22 protein-coding genes are annotated in these 25838 nt (G+C 60.7%); 12 read left to right on the top strand and 10 right to left on the bottom strand.

What is annotated here, in order from left to right:
* Positions 1-19 precede the first annotated feature (19 nt).
* The gene (locus DXT88_RS15740) at positions 20-1912 is read right to left on the bottom strand and encodes a copper resistance system multicopper oxidase (protein ID WP_265214865.1); all 1893 of its coding nucleotides are present in this window, start codon (positions 1910-1912) and stop codon (positions 20-22) included.
* A 152-nt stretch (positions 1913-2064) separates the two neighbouring features.
* Between DXT88_RS15740 and DXT88_RS15745 the strand changes: the two genes are divergently transcribed.
* The 3 genes from DXT88_RS15745 to DXT88_RS15755 all read left to right on the top strand — a co-directional run bounded on the left by DXT88_RS15745 (position 2065) and on the right by DXT88_RS15755 (position 5934).
* A complete protein-coding gene (locus DXT88_RS15745) occupies positions 2065-2760 on the top strand; it encodes a heavy metal response regulator transcription factor (RefSeq protein ID WP_265214867.1) in 696 nt (231 codons plus the stop codon).
* Positions 2757-4136 carry a heavy metal sensor histidine kinase gene (locus tag DXT88_RS15750; RefSeq protein ID WP_265214868.1) on the top strand — a complete coding sequence of 460 codons (1380 nt, stop codon included), beginning with the start codon at positions 2757-2759 and terminating at the stop codon, positions 4134-4136. The genes DXT88_RS15745 and DXT88_RS15750 overlap by 4 nt, the downstream gene beginning before the upstream one ends.
* A gap of 148 nt (positions 4137-4284) precedes the next feature.
* The gene (locus tag DXT88_RS15755; protein ID WP_265214869.1) at positions 4285-5934 is read left to right on the top strand and encodes a fatty acid--CoA ligase; all 1650 of its coding nucleotides are present in this window, start codon (positions 4285-4287) and stop codon (positions 5932-5934) included.
* A gap of 38 nt (positions 5935-5972) precedes the next feature.
* Here DXT88_RS15755 and DXT88_RS15760 read toward each other — a convergent pair whose 3' ends face one another.
* The 7 genes from DXT88_RS15760 to DXT88_RS15790 are packed head-to-tail and all read right to left on the bottom strand — an operon-like array spanning position 5973 to position 14484.
* On the bottom strand, positions 5973-7013 hold the full coding sequence (locus tag DXT88_RS15760; protein WP_321161117.1) for a diguanylate cyclase: 1041 nt from the start codon (positions 7011-7013) through the stop codon (positions 5973-5975).
* 17 nt (positions 7014-7030) lie between these two features.
* Positions 7031-8062 carry a chemotaxis response regulator protein-glutamate methylesterase gene (gene cheB / locus DXT88_RS15765; RefSeq protein WP_265214870.1) on the bottom strand — a complete coding sequence of 344 codons (1032 nt, stop codon included), beginning with the start codon at positions 8060-8062 and terminating at the stop codon, positions 7031-7033.
* Positions 8062-10353 carry a hybrid sensor histidine kinase/response regulator gene (locus DXT88_RS15770; protein WP_265214872.1) on the bottom strand — a complete coding sequence of 764 codons (2292 nt, stop codon included), beginning with the start codon at positions 10351-10353 and terminating at the stop codon, positions 8062-8064. Before DXT88_RS15770 ends, cheB begins: the two co-directional genes overlap by 1 nt.
* Positions 10350-11039, bottom strand: a complete 690-nt coding sequence (locus tag DXT88_RS15775) for a chemotaxis protein CheW (RefSeq protein ID WP_016836507.1) — start codon at positions 11037-11039, stop codon at positions 10350-10352. The genes DXT88_RS15770 and DXT88_RS15775 overlap by 4 nt, the downstream gene beginning before the upstream one ends.
* On the bottom strand, positions 11032-12387 hold the full coding sequence (locus DXT88_RS15780; protein ID WP_265214877.1) for a CheR family methyltransferase: 1356 nt from the start codon (positions 12385-12387) through the stop codon (positions 11032-11034). The genes DXT88_RS15775 and DXT88_RS15780 overlap by 8 nt, the downstream gene beginning before the upstream one ends.
* Positions 12384-12845, bottom strand: a complete 462-nt coding sequence (locus DXT88_RS15785) for a chemotaxis protein CheW (protein ID WP_265214879.1) — start codon at positions 12843-12845, stop codon at positions 12384-12386. The genes DXT88_RS15780 and DXT88_RS15785 overlap by 4 nt, the downstream gene beginning before the upstream one ends.
* A 10-nt stretch (positions 12846-12855) precedes the next feature.
* Complete coding sequence (locus DXT88_RS15790) at positions 12856-14484, bottom strand: methyl-accepting chemotaxis protein (RefSeq protein ID WP_265214881.1); 1629 nt, start codon at positions 14482-14484, stop codon at positions 12856-12858.
* A gap of 18 nt (positions 14485-14502) precedes the next feature.
* On the opposite strand from DXT88_RS15790, the gene DXT88_RS15795 reads away from it, so the two are divergent.
* Complete coding sequence (locus DXT88_RS15795) at positions 14503-14712, top strand: hypothetical protein (RefSeq protein ID WP_265214883.1); 210 nt, start codon at positions 14503-14505, stop codon at positions 14710-14712.
* Here DXT88_RS15795 and purU read toward each other — a convergent pair.
* On the bottom strand, positions 14705-15574 hold the full coding sequence (gene purU, locus DXT88_RS15800; protein WP_016836501.1) for a formyltetrahydrofolate deformylase: 870 nt from the start codon (positions 15572-15574) through the stop codon (positions 14705-14707). The genes DXT88_RS15795 and purU overlap by 8 nt on opposite strands.
* A 351-nt stretch (positions 15575-15925) precedes the next feature.
* Complete coding sequence (locus DXT88_RS15805) at positions 15926-16453, bottom strand: bactofilin family protein (RefSeq protein WP_016836500.1); 528 nt, start codon at positions 16451-16453, stop codon at positions 15926-15928.
* 650 nt (positions 16454-17103) lie between these two features.
* Here DXT88_RS15805 and DXT88_RS15810 point away from each other — a divergent pair.
* The 8 genes from DXT88_RS15810 to DXT88_RS15845 all read left to right on the top strand — a co-directional run bounded on the left by DXT88_RS15810 (position 17104) and on the right by DXT88_RS15845 (position 25733).
* Positions 17104-18210, top strand: a complete 1107-nt coding sequence (locus DXT88_RS15810; RefSeq protein ID WP_016836499.1) for a YjgN family protein — start codon at positions 17104-17106, stop codon at positions 18208-18210.
* 8 nt (positions 18211-18218) lie between these two features.
* Positions 18219-19211 carry a M48 family metallopeptidase gene (locus tag DXT88_RS15815; protein ID WP_265214887.1) on the top strand — a complete coding sequence of 331 codons (993 nt, stop codon included), beginning with the start codon at positions 18219-18221 and terminating at the stop codon, positions 19209-19211.
* A 176-nt stretch (positions 19212-19387) separates the two neighbouring features.
* Positions 19388-20008 carry a TetR/AcrR family transcriptional regulator gene (locus tag DXT88_RS15820; protein ID WP_265214888.1) on the top strand — a complete coding sequence of 207 codons (621 nt, stop codon included), beginning with the start codon at positions 19388-19390 and terminating at the stop codon, positions 20006-20008.
* 71 nt (positions 20009-20079) lie between these two features.
* Entirely contained in the window at positions 20080-20289 is a 210-nt protein-coding gene (locus DXT88_RS15825; protein ID WP_265214890.1) for a hypothetical protein, read from the top strand.
* 88 nt (positions 20290-20377) lie between these two features.
* Complete coding sequence (locus DXT88_RS15830) at positions 20378-21079, top strand: Pr6Pr family membrane protein (RefSeq protein ID WP_265214893.1); 702 nt, start codon at positions 20378-20380, stop codon at positions 21077-21079.
* Between the two features lie 251 nt (positions 21080-21330).
* Positions 21331-21933: a TetR/AcrR family transcriptional regulator gene (locus DXT88_RS15835; RefSeq protein WP_016836492.1), complete on the top strand. Its 603-nt coding sequence runs from the start codon at positions 21331-21333 to the stop codon at positions 21931-21933.
* A gap of 474 nt (positions 21934-22407) precedes the next feature.
* The gene (locus DXT88_RS15840; protein ID WP_265214895.1) at positions 22408-22743 is read left to right on the top strand and encodes a hypothetical protein; all 336 of its coding nucleotides are present in this window, start codon (positions 22408-22410) and stop codon (positions 22741-22743) included.
* 404 nt (positions 22744-23147) lie between these two features.
* A complete protein-coding gene (locus DXT88_RS15845; RefSeq protein ID WP_265214896.1) occupies positions 23148-25733 on the top strand; it encodes a bifunctional diguanylate cyclase/phosphodiesterase in 2586 nt (861 codons plus the stop codon).
* The last annotated feature ends 105 nt before the right edge of the window (positions 25734-25838 follow it).

A 25838-nucleotide genomic window follows, 5' to 3' on the forward strand; every position in this document is an offset into this window, starting at 1 on the left:
CTTTCAGTGCAGATCCTGGTTAGCTGACGACGACTTCGCGGAACATGCCCATGTCCATGTGATACATGAGGTGGCAATGCCACGCCCAGCGGCCCAAGGCGTCCGCCGTGACCAGGAAACTGATGCGCTGCGCCGGTTGCACCGGGATGGTGTGGCGACGAGCGAGGAAATCGCCGTTCGGCGTTTCCAGTTCGCTCCATAGGCCGTGCAAGTGCATGGGATGGGTCATCATCGTGTCGTTGTGCAGGATGACGCGCAAGCGTTCGCCGTAGCGGAAATGCACAGGCGTGGACTTGCCAAACTCCAAGCCATCGAGAGACCAGGCGTAGCGCTCCATATTACCGGTCAGGTGAAGCTCGACTTCTCGTTCTGGTCCGCGATCGTCCAAGGGACCACCGATGGTGTGCATGTCAGCCAGCGTCAGTACACGGCGTCCGTTGTTGCGCAAGCCAACGCCGGGATCATCCAGGTTGGTGCGGGCGCTGTCGACCTTGGAGTCCGTACTGGCACCGTACTCTGTGCTGGCGTGGCGCGCCTTCTTGCTCGGGACCTTTAGCGGATTGCCGGGGGCCATCTGATGCTGGCTATGGTCCATGCCTTGCATGGCTTGCGAACCGCCCCCCATAGATGACCCCGCCGTCGTGGCGTCCATGCTGTCCATGGAGTCCATGTTGGACATAGTTCCCATGTTCATCGACGACATATTGGCCATGGCGCCATGGTTCATTCCACCCATGGCACTGTGATCCATTCCACCCATGGAAGACATATCTCCCATCATGTCGTCCATACTGAGCCATTCAGGCCTGTCGACGGTCGGTACCGGAGCGGTCAGCCCAGCACGAGCGGCCAGCGTTCCCATGGCATAACCAGTGCGCTCCATGGACTGGGCAAATATCGTATAGGCCTCTTCTTTGGGTTCCACGACGACATCGCATGTCTCGCCGGGACCGAAACGGAATTCATCGACGCTCACCGGCTCAAGATTCACGCCGTCCACCTGGATGACTTTCAACTTCAGGCCAGGAATCCGCACGTCATAGAAGGTGTTGCCGGAACCGTTGATGCAGCGCAGACGAACCTTCTCGCCAGGCTTGAACAATGCGGTCCAATTGCCTGCCGGGGTAACGCCGTTGGCAAGGTAAGTCAAGACGGCTGCCGACAGGTCTCCCAAGTCGGTCGGATTCATGCGCATCTCATTCCACATCGCGCGGTTGTCCATGGCCGCTTTGACACCATCCTTGCGTGCATCGCGAACGAAGTCACCTGCAGTCAATCTGTTCAGATTGTAAAAATCGCCTTGCTTCTTGAGCTTGGAAAGCACTGACATCGGGTTTTCATCCATCCAATCCGAGAACAGGACAACATGCTCACGATCGGCCAGCTTCTTGCCACTGTCGATCGGATCGATGACGATGGCGCCATACATACCGGTTTGCTCTTGCATGCCGGAATGGGAGTGATACCAATACGTGCCGCTTTGCTTCACCTTGAATTTGTACGTGAACGTTTCTCCAGGAGCAATTCCCGCGAAGCTAATGCCCGGAACACCGTCCATCTGGAAAGGCAGAATGATGCCGTGCCAGTGGATGGACGTGTGTTCCCGCAGCTTGTTGGTCACGTTGATAGTGACCATTTCGCCTTCTTTCCAACGTAAGGTCGGCGCCGGCAGCGAGCCATTGATCGTCGTGGCGGTGGTTTGCTTTCCGGTGAAATTGACCACCGACTCCGCGACCACCAGGTCGAACACGTTTCCGGTCAGAATGGGAGATGCTGGACCACGGGCCGGCTTCTCTACGTTCTGGGAGGCCGCTTGCAGCGCTCGTGAGGACAACCCAAACAGCACGCCACCGGCGGCCAGTCCCCTCACGAAACGGCGGCGGGAGCTTATTGGGGACGATGAGTTCGACATAGGATGGATTTCTCCGAGGTGAGGATGTATGCGGCTGATGATAAAGAGCGCCGGCGATCAGTTGGATTACCCGATCATTACATTCCTGTAATGATCTCGTTATTCTCATCAACTGCACGTACCATGTGCTCATCTCCCTACTCATTGCTAATATGAAACTTCTTGTCGTTGAGGATGAGCCGAAAACCGGCGAATACATCCAGCGCGGGCTCAGCGAAGCCGGCTTCGTTGTTGATCTGGCAAAAAACGGCCTGGATGGCTACCATCTGGCCATGACGGAATCTTATGACCTAGTCGTCCTTGATGTGATGCTGCCCGACGTCGACGGCTGGCGCATTGTTCAGTCTCTGCGTGAAGCGCAAAAGACGGTCCCAGTGCTATTTTTGACGGCGCGCGATAGCGTGTCGGACCGCGTGAAGGGGCTGGAAATGGGCGCGGATGACTATCTGGTCAAACCGTTCGCTTTTTCCGAGCTGTTGGCACGGGTGCGCACCTTGCTGCGTCGAGGGAGTAGTGCTGTCTTGCAAGACCGCCTGACGGTAGCCGACCTCGTGCTGGACCTGCCGCGCCGCACGGCAAGCCGGGGTGGCCGCAAACTGGTGCTCACGAACAAGGAATTCGCGCTATTGGAGTTCCTGGCCAGGCGCCGAGGAGAGGTTTTGCCTCGCTCCCTGATCGCCTCCCAGATCTGGGACATCAACTTTAATAGCGACACCAATGTCATTGACGTGGCGATTCGCCGCCTTCGGGCAAAAGTCGATGATGGTTTTGACGAAAAGTTGATTTTGACTGTTCGAGGTGTCGGCTACATCCTGGACGTCCCTGAGCACACGGAGAGCGCCACGTGATCCGTCAACGCTCGCTGACGGTCCGCCTGACTGCCTTGTTCGCCTTGGCATCGACAGCCGTGCTGGTCGGCCTGGGCCTGCTCATCATCTCGACCGTGGCCAAGCACTTTACCGATCAGGATGAGCAACTGCTGGAAAAAGAACTGCAGCTCATCCGCATGGTGGTGAATGAACGAGGCGCAGACGCCATTACCTCGACCTTTGGCGAGGCATTGCACAACCATCCGGGCTTTTACGTTCACATCAGTTCACTGAGCGGACAAGCCTTGTATTCGACACTGAACCACGCTACCGCGCCGATCCTCGCTGCTGCACAATCCGCCATGCCTGGTCGTTCGTTTGCGGTGCCTGTGGGTCAGCACCAGAAGTTCCAGGCGATCAAAGCCCGTTTGAAGGATGATCAAAGCGCTCGGGAACTGCAAGTCATTGTGGCAGTTGACACCGAGATCCATGATCATTTCATGCGCAATTTCCAGACCACCCTTGTCGTCTATATCGCGGGTTCAGTATTAATTGTTGTGCTCCTGAGCTGGTGGGCGGCGCGCCGTGGGCTAGCCCCCTTGCGCGCGATGTCGGACAAAGTGCAAGCGGTCTCTTCTCATAACTTCGGCGAACGCATGTCCGTCGAGATGCTGCCGATCGAAATTGCCGATCTCGCGGCCAAGCTCAACGCCATGCTGGAACGATTGCAGCGCGATTTCAATCGCATCACGAACTTTTCGACTGATATCGCCCACGAGTTGCGCACGCCCATTACCAACTTGCTGACCCAGACGGATGTCGTCCTGACGCAGCAGCGCACCAATGAAGCCTATCGCGACATCCTTTCGTCGAATGCCGAGGAGTTACAGCGACTCGCCCGGACCATTTCCGATATGCTGTTCTTGGCGCAAACAGAAAACGGTATTACCTTGCCCAGCTATGAGCGACTGAGTCTGCAAGAAGAGATTTCTGAGCTATTCGATTTTTACGACGCGCTGGCAGAAGAAAAGAATGTCCTGATGCGGCTTGCAGGGGAAGCCTCGATTCGGGGCGATCGCCTGATGGTGCGCAGAGCATTGAGCAATCTGATTTCCAACGCCATGCGTTACACGCCGCCGGCAGGAGTGATTGCGGTATCGATTGACAGGTCAGAGAAGGACATCAGCGTGCATGTCGAAAACGATGGTCCGGAGATACCATCCGAGCATCTTCCTCATTTGTTTGACCGGTTTTATCGGGCGGACAAGGCACGCACCAAGCTGGACTCCGATTCTGCCGGTTTAGGGCTGTCCATCACAAAAGCCATCATGCGCGCCCATCAAGGCGAGGTGTCAGTACGGTCCGCACAGGGTAAAACCCGATTCACGCTGCTATTTCCCAATGCTGCTGCGTGAAGCTGCCACGGCGCAGCAAGCCGTCGCCGGCAGGCCCGGAGACGGAAAATCGGGCTATCATCATCGTTCCGGAAAAAGCAGCCGCGCATATTGCCTGTATCGGGCTCCGTGCGCGCTCGCTTGCCGCCATGACAACGACAGGAGACCCATGAGCGCCCATATCATCGACACCACCCCGGAGGCTTACGGCTACCCGCTGCTGATCAAGCAATTGCTGCACTCTTCCATGGCGACCGCGCCCGACCAGGAGATCGTCTACGGCATCGACAACCAGCGCCGCCACACTTACGCCGACCTCAACACGCGCATCCAGCGCCTCGGCAACATGCTGCGCGAACTCGGCCTGCAGCGCGGCAATACCGTTGCCGTGATGGACTGGGACAGCCACCGCTATCTCGAATGCTTCTTCGCCGTGCCGATGCTCGGCTGCGTGCTGCAGACCGTCAACGTGCGCCTGTCGCCGGAGCAGATCGCCTACACGCTCAACCATGCGCAGGCCGACGTGCTGCTGGTGAATTCGGATTTCATGCCCATCCTCAAACAAATCCGCGGCGAGCTCAAGACGCTCACGCGTTGCGTGCTGATCACCGACGACGACACCCCGGCGCCGCGCGGTCCCGGCTTCGCGGGCGAGTACGAAGAGCTGCTGGCGCAAGCCTCGCCGACCTGCGAGTTTCCTGACTTCGACGAGAACGCGCGCGCCACCACCTTCTACACCACCGGCACCACCGGCCTGCCCAAGGGCGTCTACTTCAGCCATCGCCAGCTGGTGCTGCACACGCTGGCGGTCACCGCCGGCCTGGCGCTGGCGCCGCAGCAAGGCCGCCTGCATCGCGACGACGTCTACATGCCGCTGACGCCGATGTTCCATGTGCACGCCTGGGGCCTGCCCTACGTCGCCACGATGGCCGGGCTAAAACAGGTTTATCCGGGCCGCTACGTGCCCGACACCATTCTCAAACTGATCGATACGGAGAAGGTCACCTTCTCGCATTGCGTGCCGACCATCCTGCACATGGTGCTGAGCGCGCCTGCCGCAAAAGACGTCGACTTGTCGAAGTGGAAAATGATCATCGGCGGCTCCGCCATGACCAGCGCGCTGGCACAGACGGCGCGCGAACGCGGCATCGACGTCTTCACCGGCTACGGCATGTCGGAGACCTGCCCGATCCTCTCGCTGGCGCACGTGCCCACCGCCGAACTCGGCACGGAACAGGATGTCGCCACCCGCGTGAAGACCGGCCGTCCCTTGCCGCTGGTGGCGCTGCGCACGGTCGACGCCGACATGAACGATTGCCCGCACGACGGCAAGAGCACCGGCGAAGTGGTGGTGCGCGCGCCTTGGCTCACGCAAGGCTACCTGCACAATCCGGAGGCGTCGCAAGGCCTGTGGGAAGGCGGCTGGCTGCACACGCAGGACATCGGCAACATCGATGCGCGCGGCTACCTGCAGGTGACCGATCGCATCAAGGACGTGATCAAGACCGGCGGCGAATGGGTGTCGTCCCTGGAGATCGAGGAAATCATCGCGCGCCATCCCGCCGTGGCGGAGATTGCGGTGATCGGCGTGAAGGATGCGAAATGGGGCGAACGCCCGGTGGCGCTGGTGGTGCTCAAGGCCGGCCAGGCCGGCAAGATTGATGCCGACGACATCCGCAAGCTGGTGCTGGCGGCAGCCGACGACGGCGTGATTTCAAAATACGGCGTGCCGGACCGCATCGAGTTCGTCAAGGAACTGGCGCGCACCAGCGTCGGCAAGCTCAACAAGCGCGTGATGCGCGAACAGTATCCATCCTGACCGACTCTCGTGCTCGAAGCAGGACGGTCAAAACAAGTTCAGTCGTCCTGCGCCATCACGCGGTTCTTGCCGCGCTGCTTGGCCTTGTAGAGACGCTTGTCCGCCAAGCGGATCAGGTCGCTCTGGGTCTGCTCTTCCTTCGGAATCACGGTGGCCGCGCCGATGCTGACCGTCACCCATTCACTGGTGATCGAATGCGCGTGGCCGATGTGCAGGGCTTCCACCATCTCGCGTAATTTCTCGCCCGCAGCGCGCGCACCTTCGGCATCGGTGCCCGGCAGGATGACCGCGAACTCTTCGCCGCCGTAGCGAGCGCTGAGGTCGGAGGAACGCACCGCGCTGGCTTCCATCGCGCGCGCCACGTTCTTGAGCACCTGGTCGCCGGCGACGTGGCCGTAGTTGTCGTTGTAGAGCTTGAAATTGTCGACGTCGATCAGCAGCAGCGAAATCTCTTGCTGCACGCGCTTGGCGCGCTTCCATTCCGCGTTCAGATAGTCGTCGAAATAACGCCGGTTGGCGATGCTGGTCAGGCCGTCAGTGTTGGTCAGGCGCTGCAACTCGAAATTGCTCTTCTGCAGTTGCTGCTGGCTCTCGCGCAGGGCGCGGTAGGCAGCGTCGCGTTGCAGCAGGTTGTTGTACGAGCGCGAGTGGTAGCGGATGCGCGCGATCAGTTCGATCGTGTCCGGCAGCTTCACCATGTAATCGTTGACGCCGGTGGCGAAGGCATCGCGCTTGACCAGCGCGTCTTCCTTGCTCGACAGCACGATGATGGGAATATCCATCGTCAGTGGATTGCTGCGGTACTGTTTCACCAGCGTGAGGCCGTCGACGCCGGGCATCACCAGATCCTGCAGGATCACGGTGGGCTGGGTCTTTTCGGCGATGCCCAGAGCATCTTCGGCACGCGGGCAGAAATGGAAATCGATGTCGGATTCGGTCAACAACGCGCGTCGGATCGCTTCACCGACCATGGCCTGGTCATCGACCAGCAACACCATGATCTTGTAGTCGGCCGGCGGCAGTCGTATGCCGAGGTCGCTGTCGTTACTGTCATTACCGGTAAGAGTCGGGGACTCCATGTTGTCTTTCCTTTGCATCATGTAAATTGACTGGCCAGCGCCTTGGCGATGTTCGCTATCGGCAGGATTTCGGTGGCGGCATCGAGCGCGGCAGCCGCCTTGGGCATGCCGTAGACAGAACTGCTCTCGCGATCCTGGGCGATTGTGTGATAGCCCGCGTCGCGCATGGCTTTCAGGCCGACGGCGCCGTCCCGCCCCATGCCGGTCAGCAAAACGCCCACCGCCTGGCCGCGCCATTGCCGCACCACGCTGTTGAAGAACACATCGATCGAAGGATGGTAGACATCTTCCGGCGACTCCCGCACGTAGCCCAGGCTATCGCGATTCCTGAACAGCAAATGCTGATTGGTGCCGGCCATCAGCACCGTGCCGCATTGCGGACGGTCGCCCTCTTGCGCCACTTTTACCTTCAGCCCGCTCTGCTGCTCCAGCCAGCCCGCCATGCCGCCGGCGAAACCAGGATCGATGTGCTGCACGATCACGATGGCCGCCGGAAAAGCATCGGGCAGTTGCCGCAGGATAGTGGCCAGCGCGCCCGGCCCGCCGGCCGAGGCGCCGATCGCCACGAGCTTGTCGGATGCTATCGGTAGCGCCGGCATCAATGGCGTCGTCTTCGGCTCGGTCTTCACGCGGGCGGCCGGCGATCGCACCGGCTTGCGTTCCATGCGGCCGATACGGGATATCTTTTCCATCAGGACAGCCGAACCCTGGCGCCAGTCGCTTCCCGACAGCGCCGGGGTATCGACGGCATCGAGCGCGCCATGGCCGAGCGCCTGGTAGACCTTGTCGGCGCAGGCGCCGATGTCGGCCGTGACGATCAGGATCGGGCACGGCGTCTGTTGCATGATGCGGCGCGTGGCTTCGACGCCGTCCACACCCGGCATGACGATATCCATCAGGATGAGGTCCGGCAATTGCCAGGCGCACAGTTCAACCGCCTGCGCGCCGTCCTGCGCCACCCACAGCAACTGGTGTTCGGGCCACTCCGCCAGAACGCGGCGCAGGATCTCGACCACCATGGGGACGTCGTTGACGATGGCGATCTTCATCAGGCCGCTCCGATCAGATCGACCACCGCCTGCAGCAGCGTCTCGTCATGGAAACTGCTCTTGGTGAAATAGTGATCGGCGCCGGCTTCGAGCCCGCGCTGGCGATCTTCTTCACGGTCCTTGTACGACACGATCATCACCGGCAGGCTGCGCAGGTGCGACGCCTGACGAATCAGCGTGACGAGCTCGATACCGTCCATGCGCGGCATGTCGATGTCGGTGATGACGAGGTCGAACTGCTCGGTGCGCACGGCGTTCCAGCCGTCCATGCCGTCGACTGCAACGGTGACCTGGTAACCGCGGTTGCTCAACAGCTTGCGCTCCAGTTCGCGCACCGTCAGCGAATCATCCACCACCAGTACTTTCTTGCGCGCCACGCCGGTATCTTCAGCGGTCGCCTGGCCGACGTTTTCGAGCTGGCCGGCGAGGCTGAGCTTTTCCACCGAACGCAGCATGTCGGCGACGTCCAGGATCAGCACCGGCGCGCCGTCTTCCATCAGGGCGCCGGCCTGCACGTTGGGAATCTTGCCCAGGCGCGCGTCGAGCGCCTGCACCACCAGCATGCGCTCACCGAGGAAGCGATCCACCGCCAGCCCATACGTGTGCTCGTTGTCGCCGATGACCACCACCATGACCGACTCGCCCTTTGCCCGCAACTCTCCCTTTTGCAGGATCTGGTGAGCGCTGACGAGACCGATCTGGCGCCCTTCGAAACTGAAATGCTGGTAACCCTCGAGCATGTCCAGTTCTTCGCGCTGCAACGCCAGCGTGCGGTTGACGTAAGCCAGCGGGAACGCATACGGCTCGCCGCCGATGCTGACCAGCAAGCTGCGGATCACCGACAGCGTCAGCGGCAATTGCAGCTGGAAGCGCGTGCCCTGCCCGGCCGTGCTGGCGATGCGCACCGTACCGCGCACCTGCTTGAGCATGTCGGCGACAACGTCGAGGCCGACGCCGCGACCGGAAATATCGGTGACCGTGTCGCGCAGGCTGAAGCCGGGCAGCAGCAGGAATTCCAGCAACTCGGCTTCGCTCAGGCGCGCGACGATGTCCTCGGTCGACAGCCTGCGTGCGACGATGGCCTTCTTCAATTGCGCCATGTCGATGCCGGCGCCGTCGTCGCTGACGTTGACCTGCAGCATGCCGGCGCTGTGGCGCGCCTCCAGCGTGATGCGGCCCTGCTCCGGCTTGCCGGCCTGCAGGCGCTCCTGCGGCGATTCGATGCCATGGTCAACGGCGTTGCGCAACAGGTGACCGATCGGCGCATCGAGTTTTTCCAGGATATCGCGGTCGATCCGGGTAGCGTGGCCGACAATGTCCAGCCGTACCGATTTGCCCAGCGCATGGCCGACGTCGCGCACCATGCGCGCATAGTTGCCGGAGCCTGCCCCGGCGCCGTCGGAGAACGGCCGCATGCGGCAGGCCAGCGCCTCTTCGTAGAGACGCTGCGACAGGTTGACGGAATGACGGTCGAACATTTCCAGCTCTGCCAACTGGTCGCCGACCATGTGCTGCGATTGCAGCATCAGCGCGCGCACTTCGTTGAGCGCGACTTGCGCGGCGTCGCCGCCGGCGCCCATCTTTTGCTGCAGCATGTCGAGCGCCTGCGCGGCTTCACGCTGCAGGCGCTTGACGCGCAGCATCGACGCCGCAAACGGCTTGAGGCGGCGCGATTCCACCAGTGATTCGCCGCTCAGGCTGAGCAGGCGGTCGAGGTTGTCGGCGGACACGCGGACCGACCGGCCGCCGCCGGCATGTGCGCCGTCGCGGGAGTCGGCTGGTGCCGCCGCCGGTATGGCGATGTCGATCGCTGCCGTCTCGACCGGCGCGGTATCGACTAGCTCATCGGCCTGGTCTTCACTGTCGTCGGTCATCGCCGCACTGAGCGCCAGCATGAAAGCGTCGATCTCGGGCTTGCCTTCCTTGTCGCCCCAGGTTTCGTCGCCACCCGGCGCATTGGCGATGCGCACCAGCAAGTCGACGCCCTTGAACAAGGCATCGATCTGCCTGCGCCGCAAGCTCAGCTTGCCCTGCTGCGCCAGTACGAAGCAATCTTCCATGACGTGCGCGACGTTGACGCCGGCGTTGAGCGTGATGATGCGCGCCGCGCCCTTGAGCGAATGGGCTGCACGCATGCAAGCTTCCAGCGGCTCGGCCAATTGCCCGGGATCGATGTCCCCGGCGTGGCGCTCGAGTTCGAGCAGGCCGGCATTGAGCACCTGCACCTGGCTTTCCACTTCGTGCCGGAACAACTCCAGCATGGTCATCTGCTGCAGATCGGGCGAACTCATGTCAGGCTCCGATTCAAGGCATAAAACAGCAAACTGCAGTCGAGTAGCCCGAGCTGCCGGTCGCGCCAGGAGATCAGTGATTGCGTGTAGGTCATGCCGGCATGCGCCATGGTCGAAGGCGGCGGCTGCACGGCATCGGCTGCATAGCCATAGACGCCGGCGACTTCATCGACCGGGAACACCAGCACCTGCTGTTCATGTTCCACCACCAGCAGGCGTTGTGCAGTTTTGACTGAAGCGACATCAGCCATGCCGAGCATGCGGGCAAGCGACACACAGATCTTCAGCGCGCCGCGGATATTGGTCAGCCCGAGCACCGCAGGATTGGCCTGGCCCGGCAAACTGTGGACCGCGCGCGCCTCGATCACTTCGACTACGGCTGCGGTCGGAAACGACAGCCATTCGGCGCCGACGCGAAACGCCAGCATCGATGCCGTGGCATCGCCGCGACCGCGCGCGTGCGCCTCGCCTTCATCGGCCGGCGAAAACAAGCCGGCGCTCGCATCGTCGCCAAACACAGGCCGGTCGAGCAGCGCCGAAGCGGCCGAGGCGAAGGTCGGGCAATTGAGACAGCGGAAATATTCTTTCAATTTGACGCAGCTGTTGTCGCCGCGTACCCCGATGCGATTCCAGCAATCGTCGACGGCGATTTCCACGACGACCGGCGAGGAGGCGAAATCAGACATGCGAGCGCTCCTCATCGGCCTGCTTCAGTGGCGTACTTACAGCACGTTCAGCACGTTCCTGCAAACGCCGCGCGCCAGCGTCGTCACCCTGCGCCGCCAGCAAGGCGGCCAGGTGGAGCAAGGCTTCGCGGTGATCGGGCTGCAGGTAGATTGCCTTCCGGTAGAGCTGCCGTGCGGCGACGGCGTCCTGCCTTGCATCGCTGATCAGGCCTTGTAAATGGTAAGCGTCGGCATTCGGGCCGACAGCATGCAACTGCTGCTTGCACAGCGCTTCGGCCTGCGCCAGTTCGCCGCGGTCGGCGCAGGCGCGCGCCTGCACGAGCAGGTCCTCCTTTGCAGCGACGGCAGGCGCCGCTTCGGGAAGGCGTTGACGAACCGGTGCAACCGGTGCAACCGGTGCGCTCCGCACAGGCTGGACACGCAACGGCGGGGCAGGTTCAGGCGCAACCGTGCGCGGAATTGCCGCCACGATCGTCGGCGGCGGCAGGTCCGCGCGATCCCCCGCTTTCTTGCGGCGAAAACCGAAACTGAGCGGGATGCCGATGGATTCGATATGCGGCTTGAGCAGCAGCCCGGCCTCGGCCGGACCGACGAAAATGCAACCGTCGCGGTCGAGCAGCCGCTCCAGCACCTGCACCGCCCGCAGTTGCACCTCGCGATCGAAGTAGATCAGCACGTTGCGGCAGAAGATGAAATCGTAAGGCGCCTCATTGAGCATGAAGTCGGCAGCCAGCATGTTGCCGAAGCGGAAAGCGACCTGCTGCCGCACATCCTCGGCCAGCGCCCGGTCGTACTGGCCGGCGCCTTCGTGATCGTAGGTGAAATGGCGTTCGCGATAGTCGAGCTGTTTGCCGCGGAACGAATTGCGTCCATAGACGGCCCGCTGCGCTGCGGCCAGTGAACGGTGGCAGATGTCGACGCCGTCAATGCGGAATTGCGCGGGCGGCACGCCGGCCTCAAGCAGCGCCATCGCGATGGAATACGGTTCTTCGCCGGTCGAACACGGCAGGCTCAGGATACGGACGGTGGCGTTGGGCGCACGAACTATTTTGTCGCGGGCCAGGCGCGCGACGGCGAGGATCGCTTCGCGGTCGCGGAAGAACCAGGTCTCCGGCACCACCACGAGTTCGATGAGCTCCTGCAGTTCGCCCACGCCGGATTGCAGCACGTCCAGGTAGCCGGTCGTGTCGGCCAGACCCAGCACATGCATGCGTTCGCGCACGCCGCGCTCGATCAGTGCGCGGCCTACCGACGCAATGTCCAGTCCCATGTGCTGCTTGAGCATGGCGGCGATCGGCTCGACCGCCACATGGCGGGCATGGACAATTGGCGAAGCATTGGCGCTCATGCCGGGCTCTCCTCGGGAAACAGCAAGGCCTGCACCTCGGCATCGAGCATGTCGGCGACCTTGATCCATTGGATCAGGCCGTCGCCGTGGCGCATGACCGGGCCGAGGTAGCGTGCATTGTCGTGCGCCAGGCCCGAGCCGGTGAAATCGGCCGCTTCGCAACGCAGCGTATCGGTGGCGCGCTCGACGATCAGTCCCAGCAGTTGCGGCGTTTTCCCTTCAGGCGTGTAGCGGACCAGCACCATGCGCGTGCTCAGGCGCGCGGCGGCAGGCGTGCCGAGCGCCAGCATGCTCACGTCCAGCACCGGCACGTTGCTGCCTTCGTGGCTGAAGATGCCGCGCACCCAGGGCGGCGCTTCGGGCACCTGTTTGCATGGCGCCGGCGGCAACACCACCGCCACCTGGGCGGCGTCGAGCGCATAACGCTCATTGCCGATCTGGAAAATCAGGAATAGCATGGCCGGCCGCTCAGGCCGATACCTTGAAGCGCGAGACGCCGTTGCGCAGGCCGTTCGACACCAGGTTCAGTTCGTCGATGGCCTGGCTCGATTGCTGCAGCGACTCGACGGTCTGCTGGGCTGCTTCGCTCAGCTGCAGCAGCGCCTGGTTGATCTGCTCGGCGCTGTTGGCTTGCGCCTGCATGCCTTCGTTGACCACCTGGAAGCGCGGCGCCAGCGCCTGCACCTGGGCGATGATCTGCGACAGCTGGGTGCCGACCTGCTGCACTTCGGCCATGCCGCGGCGGACCTGGTCGGAGAACTTGTCCATGCCCATGACGCCGGCGGCGACGGCGGACTGGATTTCCTTGACCATCAGTTCGATGTCGTACGTGGCCACGGCGGTCTGGTCGGCCAAGCGACGGATTTCGGTCGCCACGACCGAGAAGCCGCGGCCGTATTCGCCGGCCTTTTCGGCTTCGATGGCAGCGTTCAGCGACAACAGGTTGGTCTGGTCGGCGACCTTGGTGATGGTGGTGACGACCTGGTTGATGTTGCCGGCCTTCTCGTTGAGGATGGCCAGCTTGCCGCTGACCGAGCCGGCCGCTTCCATGACGTCCTGCATGGTGTCTTCCATGCGCGTCAGGCCGCTCTGGCCGCTGCCGGCCAGCGTGGCCGCCTGCTCCGACACCAGCGAGACTTCGTTCATGGTGCGCACCAGGTCGCGCGACGTGGCGAAAATTTCGCGCGAGGTAACGCCGATCTCGGTGGTCGTGGCGGCCGTCTCGGAGGCGGTGGCCTGTTGCTGGCGCGACGTTGCAGCGATTTCCGTGACCGAGGTCGACACCTGCGCCGAGGATTTCTGCGCCTGGCCGACCAGCGCGGTGAGTTCATCGGTCATGCGATTGAAGCCTGCCGCCAGATGCGAAAACTCGTCGCGGCGTTCGAAATACAGCCGTTGCGAAAAATCGCCGGCGCGCATCACGTCGAGGATGCCCATCAGGCGCTGCATCGGGCCGGTGATCGCGCGCAGCAGGAAGTAGCCGCATACCACTGCCGCCGCGAGCGCGGCGATGACCGCGATCAGCATGCTGGTCTTGGCCTGGGTGACGGCGTCGGTGATGCGGTGCGCCGAATCATCGGAAATGGTCTTGTTTATCTCCACCATCTTCTGCGTCAGCACATAACCGGTGCGCCAGGCCGGGCGCAGCTGATCGGAAATGATCTTGTAGACGGCGGCATTGGGGCTGGACAAGTCCATGCGCAGGATGTCCTGCTGGATCTGACGGTATCCCATGCGAGCCTGCTTGAACTGATCGAACAAGGCGCGATCGCGGGGGCTGAAGATGGTCTTTTCGTATTCTTCCTGCAGATGGTTGAGGCGCTCGCTATTGGCGCGCAACAGCGCAATGTCGGCCTGGCGCGTCGCTTCGGTGTCGTCGATCTGGGCGATCTGCTGGCCCAGCAGCAGGTTTTCATACCAGGCGGCGTTGATCATGGTGCTGTAATACAAGCCGGGCGTGGAATCCTGGCGCAGGCTGGTGGCCTCGTCGTCGATCTTGGCCAGCCTGGTGTAAGCGATTCCGGCCATGACCGCCATCAGGATCAGGATGACCGCAAAGCTGCCGAGGATTCGCTGTTTGATCGTCCAATTTTTCATGCTGACGGGGCTCTCTGAATGGGGATAAAAGATGATGCGGAAGATCGCGTGAAACTAATATCGAAAAATCATCGAAAAAAAGCCAGATTCTTGCTTTCTGCGCATTATCCTCGAATCACCCGTGCATTGCCACCTGCGGCCGTAATGAAAAACGCCGGTGCAGAGATCTGCACCGGCGTTTTTCATTTGCAAGGTCAGGACGACCCTATGGACAGCCGGATCAATTGAAGATCACCGTCTTGTGGCCGTTGAGCAGGATGCGATGTTCGGTGAACCATTTCACCGCGCGCGCCAGCACCACCGATTCGATGTCGCGGCCGATGGCGGTCAGCGTTTCCGGCCCCATGGAATGGTCCACGCGCTCGACGCCCTGCTCGATGATCGGGCCTTCGTCGAGATCGCTGGTGACGAAATGCGCGGTGGCGCCGATCAGCTTCACGCCGCGGTCGTGCGCCTGGTAGTACGGCTTGGCGCCCTTGAAGCTAGGCAGGAAGGAATGGTGGATGTTGATCGCACGGCCCTTGAGCGCGGCGCACATCGACGGCGACAGGATCTGCATGTAACGGGCCAGCACCACCAGGTCGATCTGGTTATGCTCGACGATTTCCAGGATGCGCGCTTCCTGCGCCAGCTTGGCCTGTTCCGAGGCCCCGGCCGCCAACGGCAGATGATGGAAGGGAATGTTGTAACTTGCCGCCAGTTGGTAAAAATCGGTGTGATTGGATACGATGGCCGGGATTTCCACCGGCAACAGGCCGCTCTTGTAGCGGAACAGCAGGTCGTTGAGGCAATGGCCGATCTTGGACACCATCAGCAACACGCGCGGCTTGGCGGCGGCATCGTGCAATTCCCAATCCATGTTGAGCGAAGCGCCGAGCAGCGCAAAATCGGCGCGCAGCACTTCGTCGCTGACCGTGACGTCTTCCGACGCGAAATGCACGCGCATGAAGAACAACTTCGACTGGGCGTCGCCGAACTGGGCGGAATCGATGATGTTGCAGCCGTGATCGGCGAGGAAGCCCGACACGCGGTGGACGATGCCACGCTGGTCGAGACAGGAGATGGTGAGGATGTATTCCGGGTGAGTCATAGCCGTTCTTCGAAGCACTGTCGCCCGCTGCCAGTCCCCGGAGAAACCTCCAGAACGCAGCCGAATGGCGAAAAGCCGCTATTGTCGCATGCCCGGCGCACGCGCACAAAGCACCAAACCCGGATCAGGGGTCTGGAAAGCACGAAAAACGTCTAAAAGCCGTTAAAAACAGGCGAACAAGGCCAGCAACCCGTCCAAAACATTCCGGAAAGCGTGGCGCTGCCCTTGCCGTCCTGAGCACTAAGCCCGTAACACGGCCCACAGGTGGACACGCCGCTGCCGCACCTGCGGCAAGCAGCTGACGGTCGCCGCTTATGCGGTGAAGGCGACCAGATGAATTTGATGCGTCCGTTAAGCCGTTTTAGCCTGCAACAGCTCGCGCTGCTCGGCGCTGCCGCCGACCTGCACGTCGCCGCTGAGCTGGCCACCTTCTTCGATCACCAGTTTGCCGTAGCGGATCTTGCCCGATACCCGGCCGCTGGAATAGATCACCAGTTTCTGGCGTACGGTCAGATCGCCGTCGAAATCGCCGCGAATTTCGGCCAGGTCGATTTCAGCCGAACCCTTGAAAGCGCCCTTTTCGGCGATCTGGATCACGCGCGAATCCATGGTCGCTTCGACGCGGCCTTCGACCACGAGCGTGTCGCAGTCGTTGATTTCGACACCCTTCAATTTGATGTTGGGACCGACGATCAGCTTGCTGCCCATTTCGTTGGAACCGGAGTTGTTGTTCGACTGCGAGCCGGAAGAAGCAGAAGTCGAAGTAGCCGTCTTGGACACATTGGATACGCCCGGTTGCGTCAAGTTGTTGTTGGCGCTGAAAGGGGAATTTGGCGAATTGGTTTCTCGTTTGCCAAAGAGGGTTTCTGAGCGAAGCATGGTATCTCCTGAAGATAGATGTGCGGTGCAAGACGTGGCACTGATAAAACAAATCGGGGACATGATCTTCATATGGTGGCGCACTGTTTCGACGCGATGATGAACGCTGTCCTCCGCGGAGGATGAGATCGCTGTACTGCTGATGCCGTTTGCGTTTTCACGACATGAGTTGTGCAGCGATATCAGGCGATTCGGCACATCATGAAATAGAAAGTTCACGAGAATTTTGTAACAGTGGAATGAGATTGCGGAACATTCGCGCGGTTGAATTCGCATCGCGCATTTTTAATCCGTATAAAATTTTCGCCACACGCAAATACCACTACGCGCTTCATCATTTTTATTCTGCGTTTTCGCTCTGTGAAGACGATAGATCTTCGACGATGAGGATGATGTCGCCAATCGGCGACACCGTCGGTTTTTCATCAGGCGATGGGCGGCAGTCATATTTTTCGCGTCAGCTTTTTTCTTCTTTTCATTTTTATTTCGCGTCTTCTTTTTTTAGCTCCTCCTCACCAACTCCGCTGACGTCGATCCGTCAACGGCTTGACTTTTTGGATGCCGCAAGAGATTCTTTGGCGCACTCAACGACGCGTCGGACTCATCGCTCACGTCGACCATCTATTTCCATAACAACGAACGGGGTAAACATGAGCGACACTTTCGATCCGCCCGGGCAGCCTGAGCCCAATCAACCGGTCAGTTTTGCATCGCTGCTGCCGGCGCAGACCGGGCCATCGGTCGAAGCGTTTTCGTTCAGCGGACGCGGCTCCGAATATTTCCGCATATGGATAGTCAATCTGCTGCTGTCGGTGGTGACCTTCGGCATTTACTCGGCGTGGGCCAAGGTGCGCCGCCTGCGTTATTTTTATGACAACACGACGGTGGCCGGCACCAGCTTCGAGTATCACGGCAACCCCATCGCCATCCTCAAGGGCCGCATCGTCGCGGTGGTGCTGCTGTTCGGTTACCAGTTCGCGTTCAGCTACAACCCGCTGCTGGGCATGATCGCGCTGCTGGTGTTTGCGCTGGCGGTGCCGTGGCTGATCTGGCGCAGCCTGCAGTTCAAGCTGTACAACTCCAGTTATCGCGGCATCCGTTTCGGTTTCCGCGGCAATGCCGGCGGCGCTTACAAAGCGTATCTGCTGCTGCCGGTGCTGACCGTGCTGACGCTGTACCTGCTGACGCCGTTCACGCATCAGCGTATCAAGCGCTTCCAGCACAATGAATCGCGCTTCGGCGCCAGCCATTTTTCCTTCGATGGTTCGGTCGGCAGCTTTTACAAGACCTACCTGATCGGCTTCGGGATTTACCTCGCGGGTTTCATCGCGATCGTGGTGGCTTTGGGCGGCACCGCCCTGATCGCCGCCGGGCGTGATTTCGGCGCGCACAGCGTGTTCTCGTTCATGCTGCTGTTCTTTGCGCTGTACGCCTGGACCTTCCTGATGTATCCGCTGTTCCTGACGCTGCTGCAGAATCTCATCTGGAACCATACCCGGCTCGGCGAACATCGCTTCCATAGCGCGATGCGCTGGCCGCGCATGATGTTCATCGCCTTCACCAACATCGTCGGCATCGTGGCGACGCTGGGATTGTTCACGCCGTTCGCGCAGATCCGCGCACTGCGCTACAAGATCGAGTCGATGAGCCTGCATGCCGCCGGCAATCTCGACGAGTTCATCGCCGACAATGCGGCGCAAGGCTCCGCCGCCGGTGAAGGCCTGAGCGACCTGCTCGACTTCGATCTGTCGCTTTGAGCGCCGCGATGCAGGTTGCAGCGTTCTATTTCGACGGCAAGACCTCGCGTCGCCATGCGGTCACGCTGGACGTGGCCGACGGCGTCGCCACCATCAGCGGCGAAGCCGAGCGGGTGTGTCCGATCATCCAGCTGCGCGTGTCCGAGCGGCTCAACCGGGCGGCGCGCAAAGTGACCTACCCCGACGGCGCCTATCTTGAAATCCAGGACAACGCCGCCTTCACCAGCCTGCTGCAGGCCACCGCACATCGCGATTCGCTGGTAGTGCGCATGCAACAGAACTGGCGCGCCACGCTGGCCGCGGCCGCGACGCTGGTGGCGGTGCTGGCGCTGGGCTACCTGTACCTGTTGCCCTTGGCGGCGGAAGTCGTCGCGCGCTCGTTGCCGATCAGCGTCGAGCAGCGCATCGGCGATGGCGCGCTGGACTTCCTCGACGACCATATCCTGCTGCCGACGCAGTTGCCGGCCGCGCGACGCACCGCCATCACCACGCGCTTTCGCGCGCTGACGGCGGAGGTCGAAGGCGTGCCGCACTATGAGATCGTGTTCCGCAAAAGCCGCATCGGGCCGAACGCACTAGCGCTACCGTCGGGCCAGATCGTGCTGACCGACGAGATCGTCACGCTGCTGGACGACGACGACGCCGTCATGGGCGTGCTCGCGCATGAACTGGGCCACGTGCACCGGCGCCACCTGATGCGCCGCCTGATCCAGAGCTCGGCCATCGGCGCGGCCGCGACGGCCTTGTTCGGCGACGTCTCGGCGGTGATCGCCAATATCCCGACCGTGCTGCTGGACATGAAATATTCACGCGACGTCGAACGTGAAGCGGACGACTATGCCGTGGAGCTGTTCAAGGCCAATGGCATCAGCCGCAAGAAGCTGGCGTACGTATTCGAGAAGCTGGGCGAGAAGGAAGCTGCCGGTGGCGGTGTGCCGCCCTACCTGTCGAGCCATCCGGCCAGCGCCGAGCGGGTGGAGCGTATTCTCAATGCGCAATAACCCGACGGCAGCCCTGAAAACTCAGACCGGCATCTGATCAAGGAAACGCCAAAAACTTTCTCCGCAACATCTTTCCCTTGCGTCCGACACAGCTCTGCTACGGTACTTTTACGATTGCGGCTGAACCGCGGCTGAAAGCAGTTTACATTTCGCACTAGTGTGCTAAATTGACGACCATGGATACCGTCATCACCCGAACCGCCAAAAGCGAACTGACCCTGGCCGCGATCGTCGACACCGCCCTTGAAATGGCGGCAAACGAGGGCCTCGAGTCGCTGTCGCTGGGCGAAGTCGCCAAACGGCTCAACATCAGCAAGAGCGGCGTGTTCTCGCGCGTCGGCTCGCGCGAAGCCTTGCAACAGGCGGTGCTGGATGAATTCGACCGGCGTTTCGTGGAAGAGATTTTCAAGCCTGCGATGGCGTTGCCGCGCGGCCTGCCGCGCCTGAACAAGATGATCCGCAATTGGCTGCAACGCACCAACAACGACGTCAGTTGCCTGTACATCGCCGGCGCCTTTGAATACGACGACGTGCTCGACAGCCCGATGCGCGACCGCATCAAGAAGAACATCCTGCAATGGCGCGGCATGCTGCACCGGACCATCGAGCAGGCGCTGGAAGAAGGCCAACTGCGCCCGGACACCGATCCGCAGCAGTTGGTGTTCGAACTGTACTGCCTGATGGTCGGACTGATGCACGATGCGCGTTTCCTGCGCGATCCGCAGGCGCTGGAGCGCGTACAGACGGCCTACGACCGGCTGATTTCGACTTACCGCAGTTTCAATTATCACGGCTGAGGCCGCATGCGGAAATCGCGTGTGCTTTTTTGGCTAAATTTCGCACTATCGTGCTAAACAAGGAGAGGATCATGTGGATTATCATTGGCGCTATCGCATTGCCCATCGCGGCATCGCTGCTGTTCCAATTGTTGCAGGCGCTGGATCTCGTGCCGGACAGCAACGAAGACTTCATTTTCATTGAGGCGGCTGAACTGGCGGAGCGACATACAGAGGTAGCGGCCCGGAACAATGTTTTCGTTGCGACGGTCAATACCCAAGTTCCAGTGAAGGATTTCTGAGGCTTCCCGCTTGATAGCTTCGGCATGCCGCCACCGGACTGAACGCCTTTTTGCCTTTTCTTATCCACACCAGTCCGCCGCTACGCCGATGTCCACGCCAAAGAACGAACCCACCCTGTCCGCCGAGATCTTTCCCGACCGGCAACTGATCACCCTCTCCTGCATGCTCGCCCTGCTGATCGCCGCGATCAGCTGGTTCGCGCTGAGCGCCCAGACCGACATCACCATAGACCGCCTGCTCGACCGCGGCATGACGGTCATGGACGGCATCGAACGTTTGACGAGCTATCTCACCAACCTGACCATCCTGCTGAGCGCCGTGGGTTTTTCGGCGCTGGCCCTGCCCGGCACAAATCCGGCCAGCCGCTTCTTCCGCAAGCCGCAAGTTATTACGGCAGTGGTGGCGTACATGATCTTCGTCGGCATTGCCTACAACCTCCTGCTGCGCCAATTGTGGCAACCAACCGGTTTCCGCGCGCTGGTCAATGAAAGCCTGCATACCGTGACGCCGCTGCTGGCGCTGGTCTACTGGATCTTTTTCGTCCCGCGCTTCCAGCCCAGCCTGAAAAAATGCCTGCTGTGGCTGGTCTACCCGCTCGGCTACCTGAGCATCACCCTGTGGCGCGGCGGTAGTTCCGGCTTCTATCCCTACCCCTTCATCAACGTGCGCGACCTTGGCTATCCGCATGTGCTACTCAACGCCACCGGCCTGTTCACCGGCTTCCTGGTCCTGATGGGCTTGTTGCTGATCATCAACAACACCGGCAAGAACCTGCTGCTGCGCCGCTGAGGCTGCAGGCGCCACATTCCGCAAAGCTGACTGGCGCCAAGGGAATGCTTTGTGGCAAGTCTGGTCCAAGCGATGGCCGGGGCTTTCTGACGCCGTGCCAACGTCCTTGATCCATCTGCGCATGTAAAAAAAATGTTGTCGAAATGGCAACGATCGAGGTTTCTTTCTCAAGTTGTCGCACAGACGACCGATATAGGCTGTGGACAGACTGTATTCCCCATCACTGGAGCACGATCATTTCTCTCACCTACATGCCTGACCCCGCCACAGGCAGGCGCCGCAACCCGGCTACGCACGATGCCATCCTGGACGCCACTTGCGTCCTGCTGGATGAAATCGGCTTCGACAAGCTCTCGCTTGAAGGCGTGGCTGCGCGCGCAGGTGTAGGCAAGGCAACGATCTACCGCTGGTGGCCGAACAAGAGTTCGCTGGCCATGGAGGCGTTGCTGCGTGAAGTCGGCCCGAACGTCGCCTTCCCGGAAACCGAATCTGCCCGCCATGACATCGAAAACCAGATCCGCAAGCTGGCCAAGCTGTATCGCGGCAAGACCGGCCGTGTGGTGTGCGAAATGATCGGCCTGTCGCAATTCGACGCCGAGACCATGCGCCTGTTCAACGACAATTACCTCGATCCACGCCGCAACGCCGCCAAGCAAGTCCTGTTGCGCGGCATCCAGAACGGTGAATTCAAGCCTGACCTCGACTTCGACGTCATCTTTGACCTGCTATACGGTCCGATCATCCAGCGCATGCTGATGCGCCATGCCGGCATCGACGAACGCCACATCGACCTGCACGTCGCATTGGTGCTCGACGGCATCACCCCTGCCAGAACCAATATAGAATTAATTTAACAACATTCTCGCAAGATTTGTTGCGCCTTAGGAATTTTGCACCTAAAATTAGAGACGAAACGTATCGTCTTGTTTTCCTGTCGCACAATAATGCATCCCGGCCACGGTCAGGGATGCGCTCAGCGAGAACCGCAAATGCCTCGTCATGATTTGGCGGCCTCCGGTCAGCCGGAGACACTATCGCTTGCCTGCGCATTGACGCTCTGGCGGTACGTCCGACTTTCCATTTCCCGGTTTGTCCCTGCTCTGTTGCTGCGCCTTTCGCCCGAACGGCACCGCGGCCGGCTGCATGTGCTGCTCCGCTTGTCGGAATGACGGCGTTGGCGTCACGCCGGGAATGAAATAAGAAACCGAATAAATTCAATCAAGTCAGTTTGCAGATGCGGGGGCACAATGCAGAACGATGTGGCAAATGCGCGAAATAACACGAGCAATCAAAACAATAATTGTGATGAGCACGGTCGCATGAACGCGATGCCATGTTCAGCAAACGAAGCAAGCGGCAGCCGTCACGATGAAATGCAACACTCCGCCTATGCCGATGTACACGTGCATCGCACCTTTTCCTTCTGGAGTTTCCTGTTGATTCCGATGGCCGTCATCCTCGGATGGACGCAATATGCATCCCTGAGCACGGCGCCATGGATGGACGCGGCCGAAATGCAGAATCCAGGTCACTGGAACGACGCCATGCGTTACTACATCTGGCTGCAGCTGGTCTGGGTGCCGGCCAATATGGTTCTCTTCCTGGTCTGGTGCGCGCTCGGGGTGCGCATCTGGAACTGCAAACGAAAACTACCGGCGCCGTAGTTACACCTGATTCCGTTACCCGGGCTCGCTTTTTTCTGAGCGCGTGGCGACTGCCCATATGGCGGACAACACATCCAGACAATCAGCTGAAAAAGTATCCTCAAGACATGCTGGAATTGCATGAACGAGCAAACGCTTCTATATAATCATTTGCAAAAATAGAATAATTTGAGCAGGGTTCCCGTCATTTGCCTGAGCAGCTGCTTGAACAAAAAATAACAAAAAAGGACTAAAGAAAGCGCCAGCATCGCCGATCACACTACGTATTGCCGAATTGCCGTATTGCCACCGATTCGCTCATGAAACCTTGAGAATTTTATAAGTCAACGACAGTGAAGAAGCGTCTACCCAAAGTCCTCAGCATTCTGGCCTGGCCCATTGGGTGCCTCCTCCTGGCAATCGTCATGTGGTGGTTGCTGCTGACGCGCCTCAACGACCGCGAAGCGGAAATCGGCAAGAGCGCGCTGCAGGACGCCAGCGTCCAGTCGAAGCTGTATGCCGAACAACTGGCGCGCGCCGTCAGCCAGATCGACCAGATCATCCTGCACCTGAAGTACTACTGGAATTACACCGACGGCCATCTGAGCGTGGAAGATCAGCAGCGGCAAGGCCTGTATCCGACCTCGTCGCTGCTGTACGTCACCATCGCGGATCGCGACGGCCAGCTCGTGACCAGTTCGCTGTCGATGCAGAATCTGACCAGCATCGCCAATCGCGATTATTTCCTCAACCACAAGAATCACGCGCACGGCAGCTTGCTGATCAGCAAGCCGGCGATCGGCGTACGTTCGCAGCGCATGCTGATCCGTTTTTCGCGCCGTCTCAACGATGCCGAGGGCAACTTCAACGGTATCGTCATGGTCGCGGTGGAACCTGCCTTCCTCGCGCCCTTGCAAGACGAATCGGCGCTCGGCAAGAAAGACTTCATCGCGCTGTTCCAGCCGGACGGCACGCCGCTGCTGTCGCGCACGATGGACGCGCTGCAGACACAGGAGACGGTGTTCAAGTCACGGCCGCCGCTGGTCGGTGCCAACGCCTCCATGGTCATGCCGGGATCCACCTTCGGCGACGGCGAAGAACGCATCGTGGCATGGCATACGGTGCGCGGCTATCCGCTGGTGGCGGCGGTCGGCGTCTCGACGCGCGATGTCTACGCCGCCTTTCGCGAACGGGCCGCCGATTACATGTTCATCGCCAGCGCCTGCTCGGTGTTTCTGGCCCTCTGCGCGCTAGTCGGCATGCTGTTCTCGATGCGGCTGGCGATCCGCAAGCACGAAACCGAAAAAGCCCGCGAAGCCTACGGCATCGCCACCGAAGGCGGTCCCGACGGTTTTTACATGTGGCTGGCGTTGCGCGGCAAGGATGGCGAGATTGTCGACTTCCAGGTGCTCGACTGCAATGAACGCGGCGCCGCCATCTTCGGCATCAACAAGGCCGACCTGATCGGTAGCCACATGTCGCGGTTTTATTCGCCGGAATATTTCGCCACGCTGATGCGGACATTCCGTAGCGCCATGGAAAACGGCGAATACGAAGACGAATTCGAAACCCCGCCGGAAAGCCCGCTCGGCGCATCGTGGTTGCAACGGCGCATGGTGCGCACCCGCTTCGGCCTGGCCATCACGGTGCGCGATATCAGCGAAACCAAGGCCCATGAACTGGCCTTGCTGGACCAGCTCAATACCGACGAACTGACCGGCCTGCCCAACCGCCATTGGGTGATCCGTTATCTGAACCGCTTGCTGCACGACGCTGCCGGCGACGGTCGCGGGTTCGCCGTGCTGTTCGTCGATCTCGACGACTTCAAGAACATCAACGACACACTAGGTCACTCCAGCGGCGACCTGTTGCTGCAAGCGGTGACGCAGCGGCTGCGCGAACTGGTTCCCGCGCCGCATGAAGTGGTGCGCTTCAGCGGCGACTCATTCACGGTGATCCATCAGGGCGGCAGCATCGATGACGCGGCCCAGCTGGCGGATCGCATCCTGCTGGCATTTTCACGGCCGCTGATGCTGTCCAACCAGAACATCCTGCAGATCAACCTGTCGATCGGCATCAGTATCTTCCCGCGCGACGGCAACAGCGTCGACACCCTGCTCAAGCACGCCGATACCGCCATGCATGCCGCAAAATCGGAAGGCAAGAAACGCTTCCGTTTCTACCAGCCGCAATTGTCCGAGCGGCTGCAAATCAAGATAGAAAACGAAAACGCCCTGCGCCTGGCGATCGAGCGCGACGAGTTCGTGCTGTACTTCCAGCCGCGCGTGAACACCATGACCGGCGAGTTCTGCAGCATGGAAGCGCTGGCACGCTGGCAGCATCCGGTGCGCGGCATCGTGTCGCCGCTCGAATTCATCCCGGTGGCGGAAGAGACCGGCCTGATCCTGAAGCTGGGCGAACTGATCATCCGCAAGGCTTGCGCGCAACTGGCGCAATGGCGCATCGCGGGATTGCCGCTGTTGCCGATGTCGGTCAACGTCTCCTCGCGCCAGCTCAACCAGGGCAATCTCAACGACATCATCGCCACCGCGCTGGCCGAACACGCGGTCGATCCGGCCCAATTGGAAATCGAGCTGACCGAGTCCTGCATGATGGCCGACGCCATCGAAGTGGCCGAAGAACTGGCGTCGTTCCGCCAGCTCGGCATCAAGTTGCTGGTGGACGATTTCGGCACCGGCTATTCGTCGTTGTCGCAACTGCAGCGCCTCGACCTGGACGTGCTGAAAGTGGACAAGGCCTTCACTGCCGAACTCGGCGTGCGCGCCGAGAGCGAGGTGCTCTTCAACGCCATGGTATCGATGGCCCACGCCCTGCGCATGACCGTGGTCGCCGAAGGCGTGGAAACCGAAGCACAATTGCATCTGCTGCAGGCGCTCGGCTGCGACGAGGTCCAGGGCTACTATATTTCGCACCCCATCCCCGCCGCCGGCATCCCGCTGCTGATGCAACGGCGCTACCTGTTCCCCGCTTCTCCGGTTACGCTCGCCTGAATTACCTCGCCTGCACCAGCAGCGTATCGTATCGATGCGCGACCTTGACGCTCGGTGCAGGAGGCGCAGCGGATTAAACGGATGATCAAGCGGTGACAAAATTTG

Source organism: Herbaspirillum lusitanum (assembly GCF_026127345.1).
GTDB lineage: Bacteria > Pseudomonadota > Gammaproteobacteria > Burkholderiales > Burkholderiaceae_D > Herbaspirillum > Herbaspirillum lusitanum.

Excerpts from the sequence above, each read along its gene's own strand:
- DXT88_RS15740 (WP_265214865.1), bottom strand. The coding sequence starts at position 1,912 with ATGTCGAACTCATCGTCCCCAATAAGCTCCCGCCGCCGTTTCGTGAGG.
- DXT88_RS15745 (WP_265214867.1), top strand. The coding sequence starts at position 2,065 with ATGAAACTTCTTGTCGTTGAGGATGAGCCGAAAACCGGCGAATACATC.
- DXT88_RS15755 (WP_265214869.1), top strand. The coding sequence starts at position 4,285 with ATGAGCGCCCATATCATCGACACCACCCCGGAGGCTTACGGCTACCCG.
- DXT88_RS15760 (WP_321161117.1), bottom strand. The coding sequence starts at position 7,013 with ATGGAGTCCCCGACTCTTACCGGTAATGACAGTAACGACAGCGACCTC.
- cheB (WP_265214870.1), bottom strand. The coding sequence starts at position 8,062 with ATGAAGATCGCCATCGTCAACGACGTCCCCATGGTGGTCGAGATCCTG.
- DXT88_RS15770 (WP_265214872.1), bottom strand. The coding sequence starts at position 10,353 with ATGAGTTCGCCCGATCTGCAGCAGATGACCATGCTGGAGTTGTTCCGG.
- DXT88_RS15775 (WP_016836507.1), bottom strand. The coding sequence starts at position 11,039 with ATGTCTGATTTCGCCTCCTCGCCGGTCGTCGTGGAAATCGCCGTCGAC.
- DXT88_RS15780 (WP_265214877.1), bottom strand. The coding sequence starts at position 12,387 with ATGAGCGCCAATGCTTCGCCAATTGTCCATGCCCGCCATGTGGCGGTC.
- DXT88_RS15785 (WP_265214879.1), bottom strand. The coding sequence starts at position 12,845 with ATGCTATTCCTGATTTTCCAGATCGGCAATGAGCGTTATGCGCTCGAC.
- DXT88_RS15790 (WP_265214881.1), bottom strand. The coding sequence starts at position 14,484 with ATGAAAAATTGGACGATCAAACAGCGAATCCTCGGCAGCTTTGCGGTC.
- DXT88_RS15795 (WP_265214883.1), top strand. The coding sequence starts at position 14,503 with ATGGGGATAAAAGATGATGCGGAAGATCGCGTGAAACTAATATCGAAA.
- purU (WP_016836501.1), bottom strand. The coding sequence starts at position 15,574 with ATGACTCACCCGGAATACATCCTCACCATCTCCTGTCTCGACCAGCGT.
- DXT88_RS15805 (WP_016836500.1), bottom strand. The coding sequence starts at position 16,453 with ATGCTTCGCTCAGAAACCCTCTTTGGCAAACGAGAAACCAATTCGCCA.
- DXT88_RS15810 (WP_016836499.1), top strand. The coding sequence starts at position 17,104 with ATGAGCGACACTTTCGATCCGCCCGGGCAGCCTGAGCCCAATCAACCG.
- DXT88_RS15815 (WP_265214887.1), top strand. The coding sequence starts at position 18,219 with ATGCAGGTTGCAGCGTTCTATTTCGACGGCAAGACCTCGCGTCGCCAT.
- DXT88_RS15820 (WP_265214888.1), top strand. The coding sequence starts at position 19,388 with ATGGATACCGTCATCACCCGAACCGCCAAAAGCGAACTGACCCTGGCC.
- DXT88_RS15825 (WP_265214890.1), top strand. The coding sequence starts at position 20,080 with ATGTGGATTATCATTGGCGCTATCGCATTGCCCATCGCGGCATCGCTG.
- DXT88_RS15830 (WP_265214893.1), top strand. The coding sequence starts at position 20,378 with ATGTCCACGCCAAAGAACGAACCCACCCTGTCCGCCGAGATCTTTCCC.
- DXT88_RS15835 (WP_016836492.1), top strand. The coding sequence starts at position 21,331 with ATGCCTGACCCCGCCACAGGCAGGCGCCGCAACCCGGCTACGCACGAT.
- DXT88_RS15840 (WP_265214895.1), top strand. The coding sequence starts at position 22,408 with ATGCCATGTTCAGCAAACGAAGCAAGCGGCAGCCGTCACGATGAAATG.
- DXT88_RS15845 (WP_265214896.1), top strand. The coding sequence starts at position 23,148 with ATGTGGTGGTTGCTGCTGACGCGCCTCAACGACCGCGAAGCGGAAATC.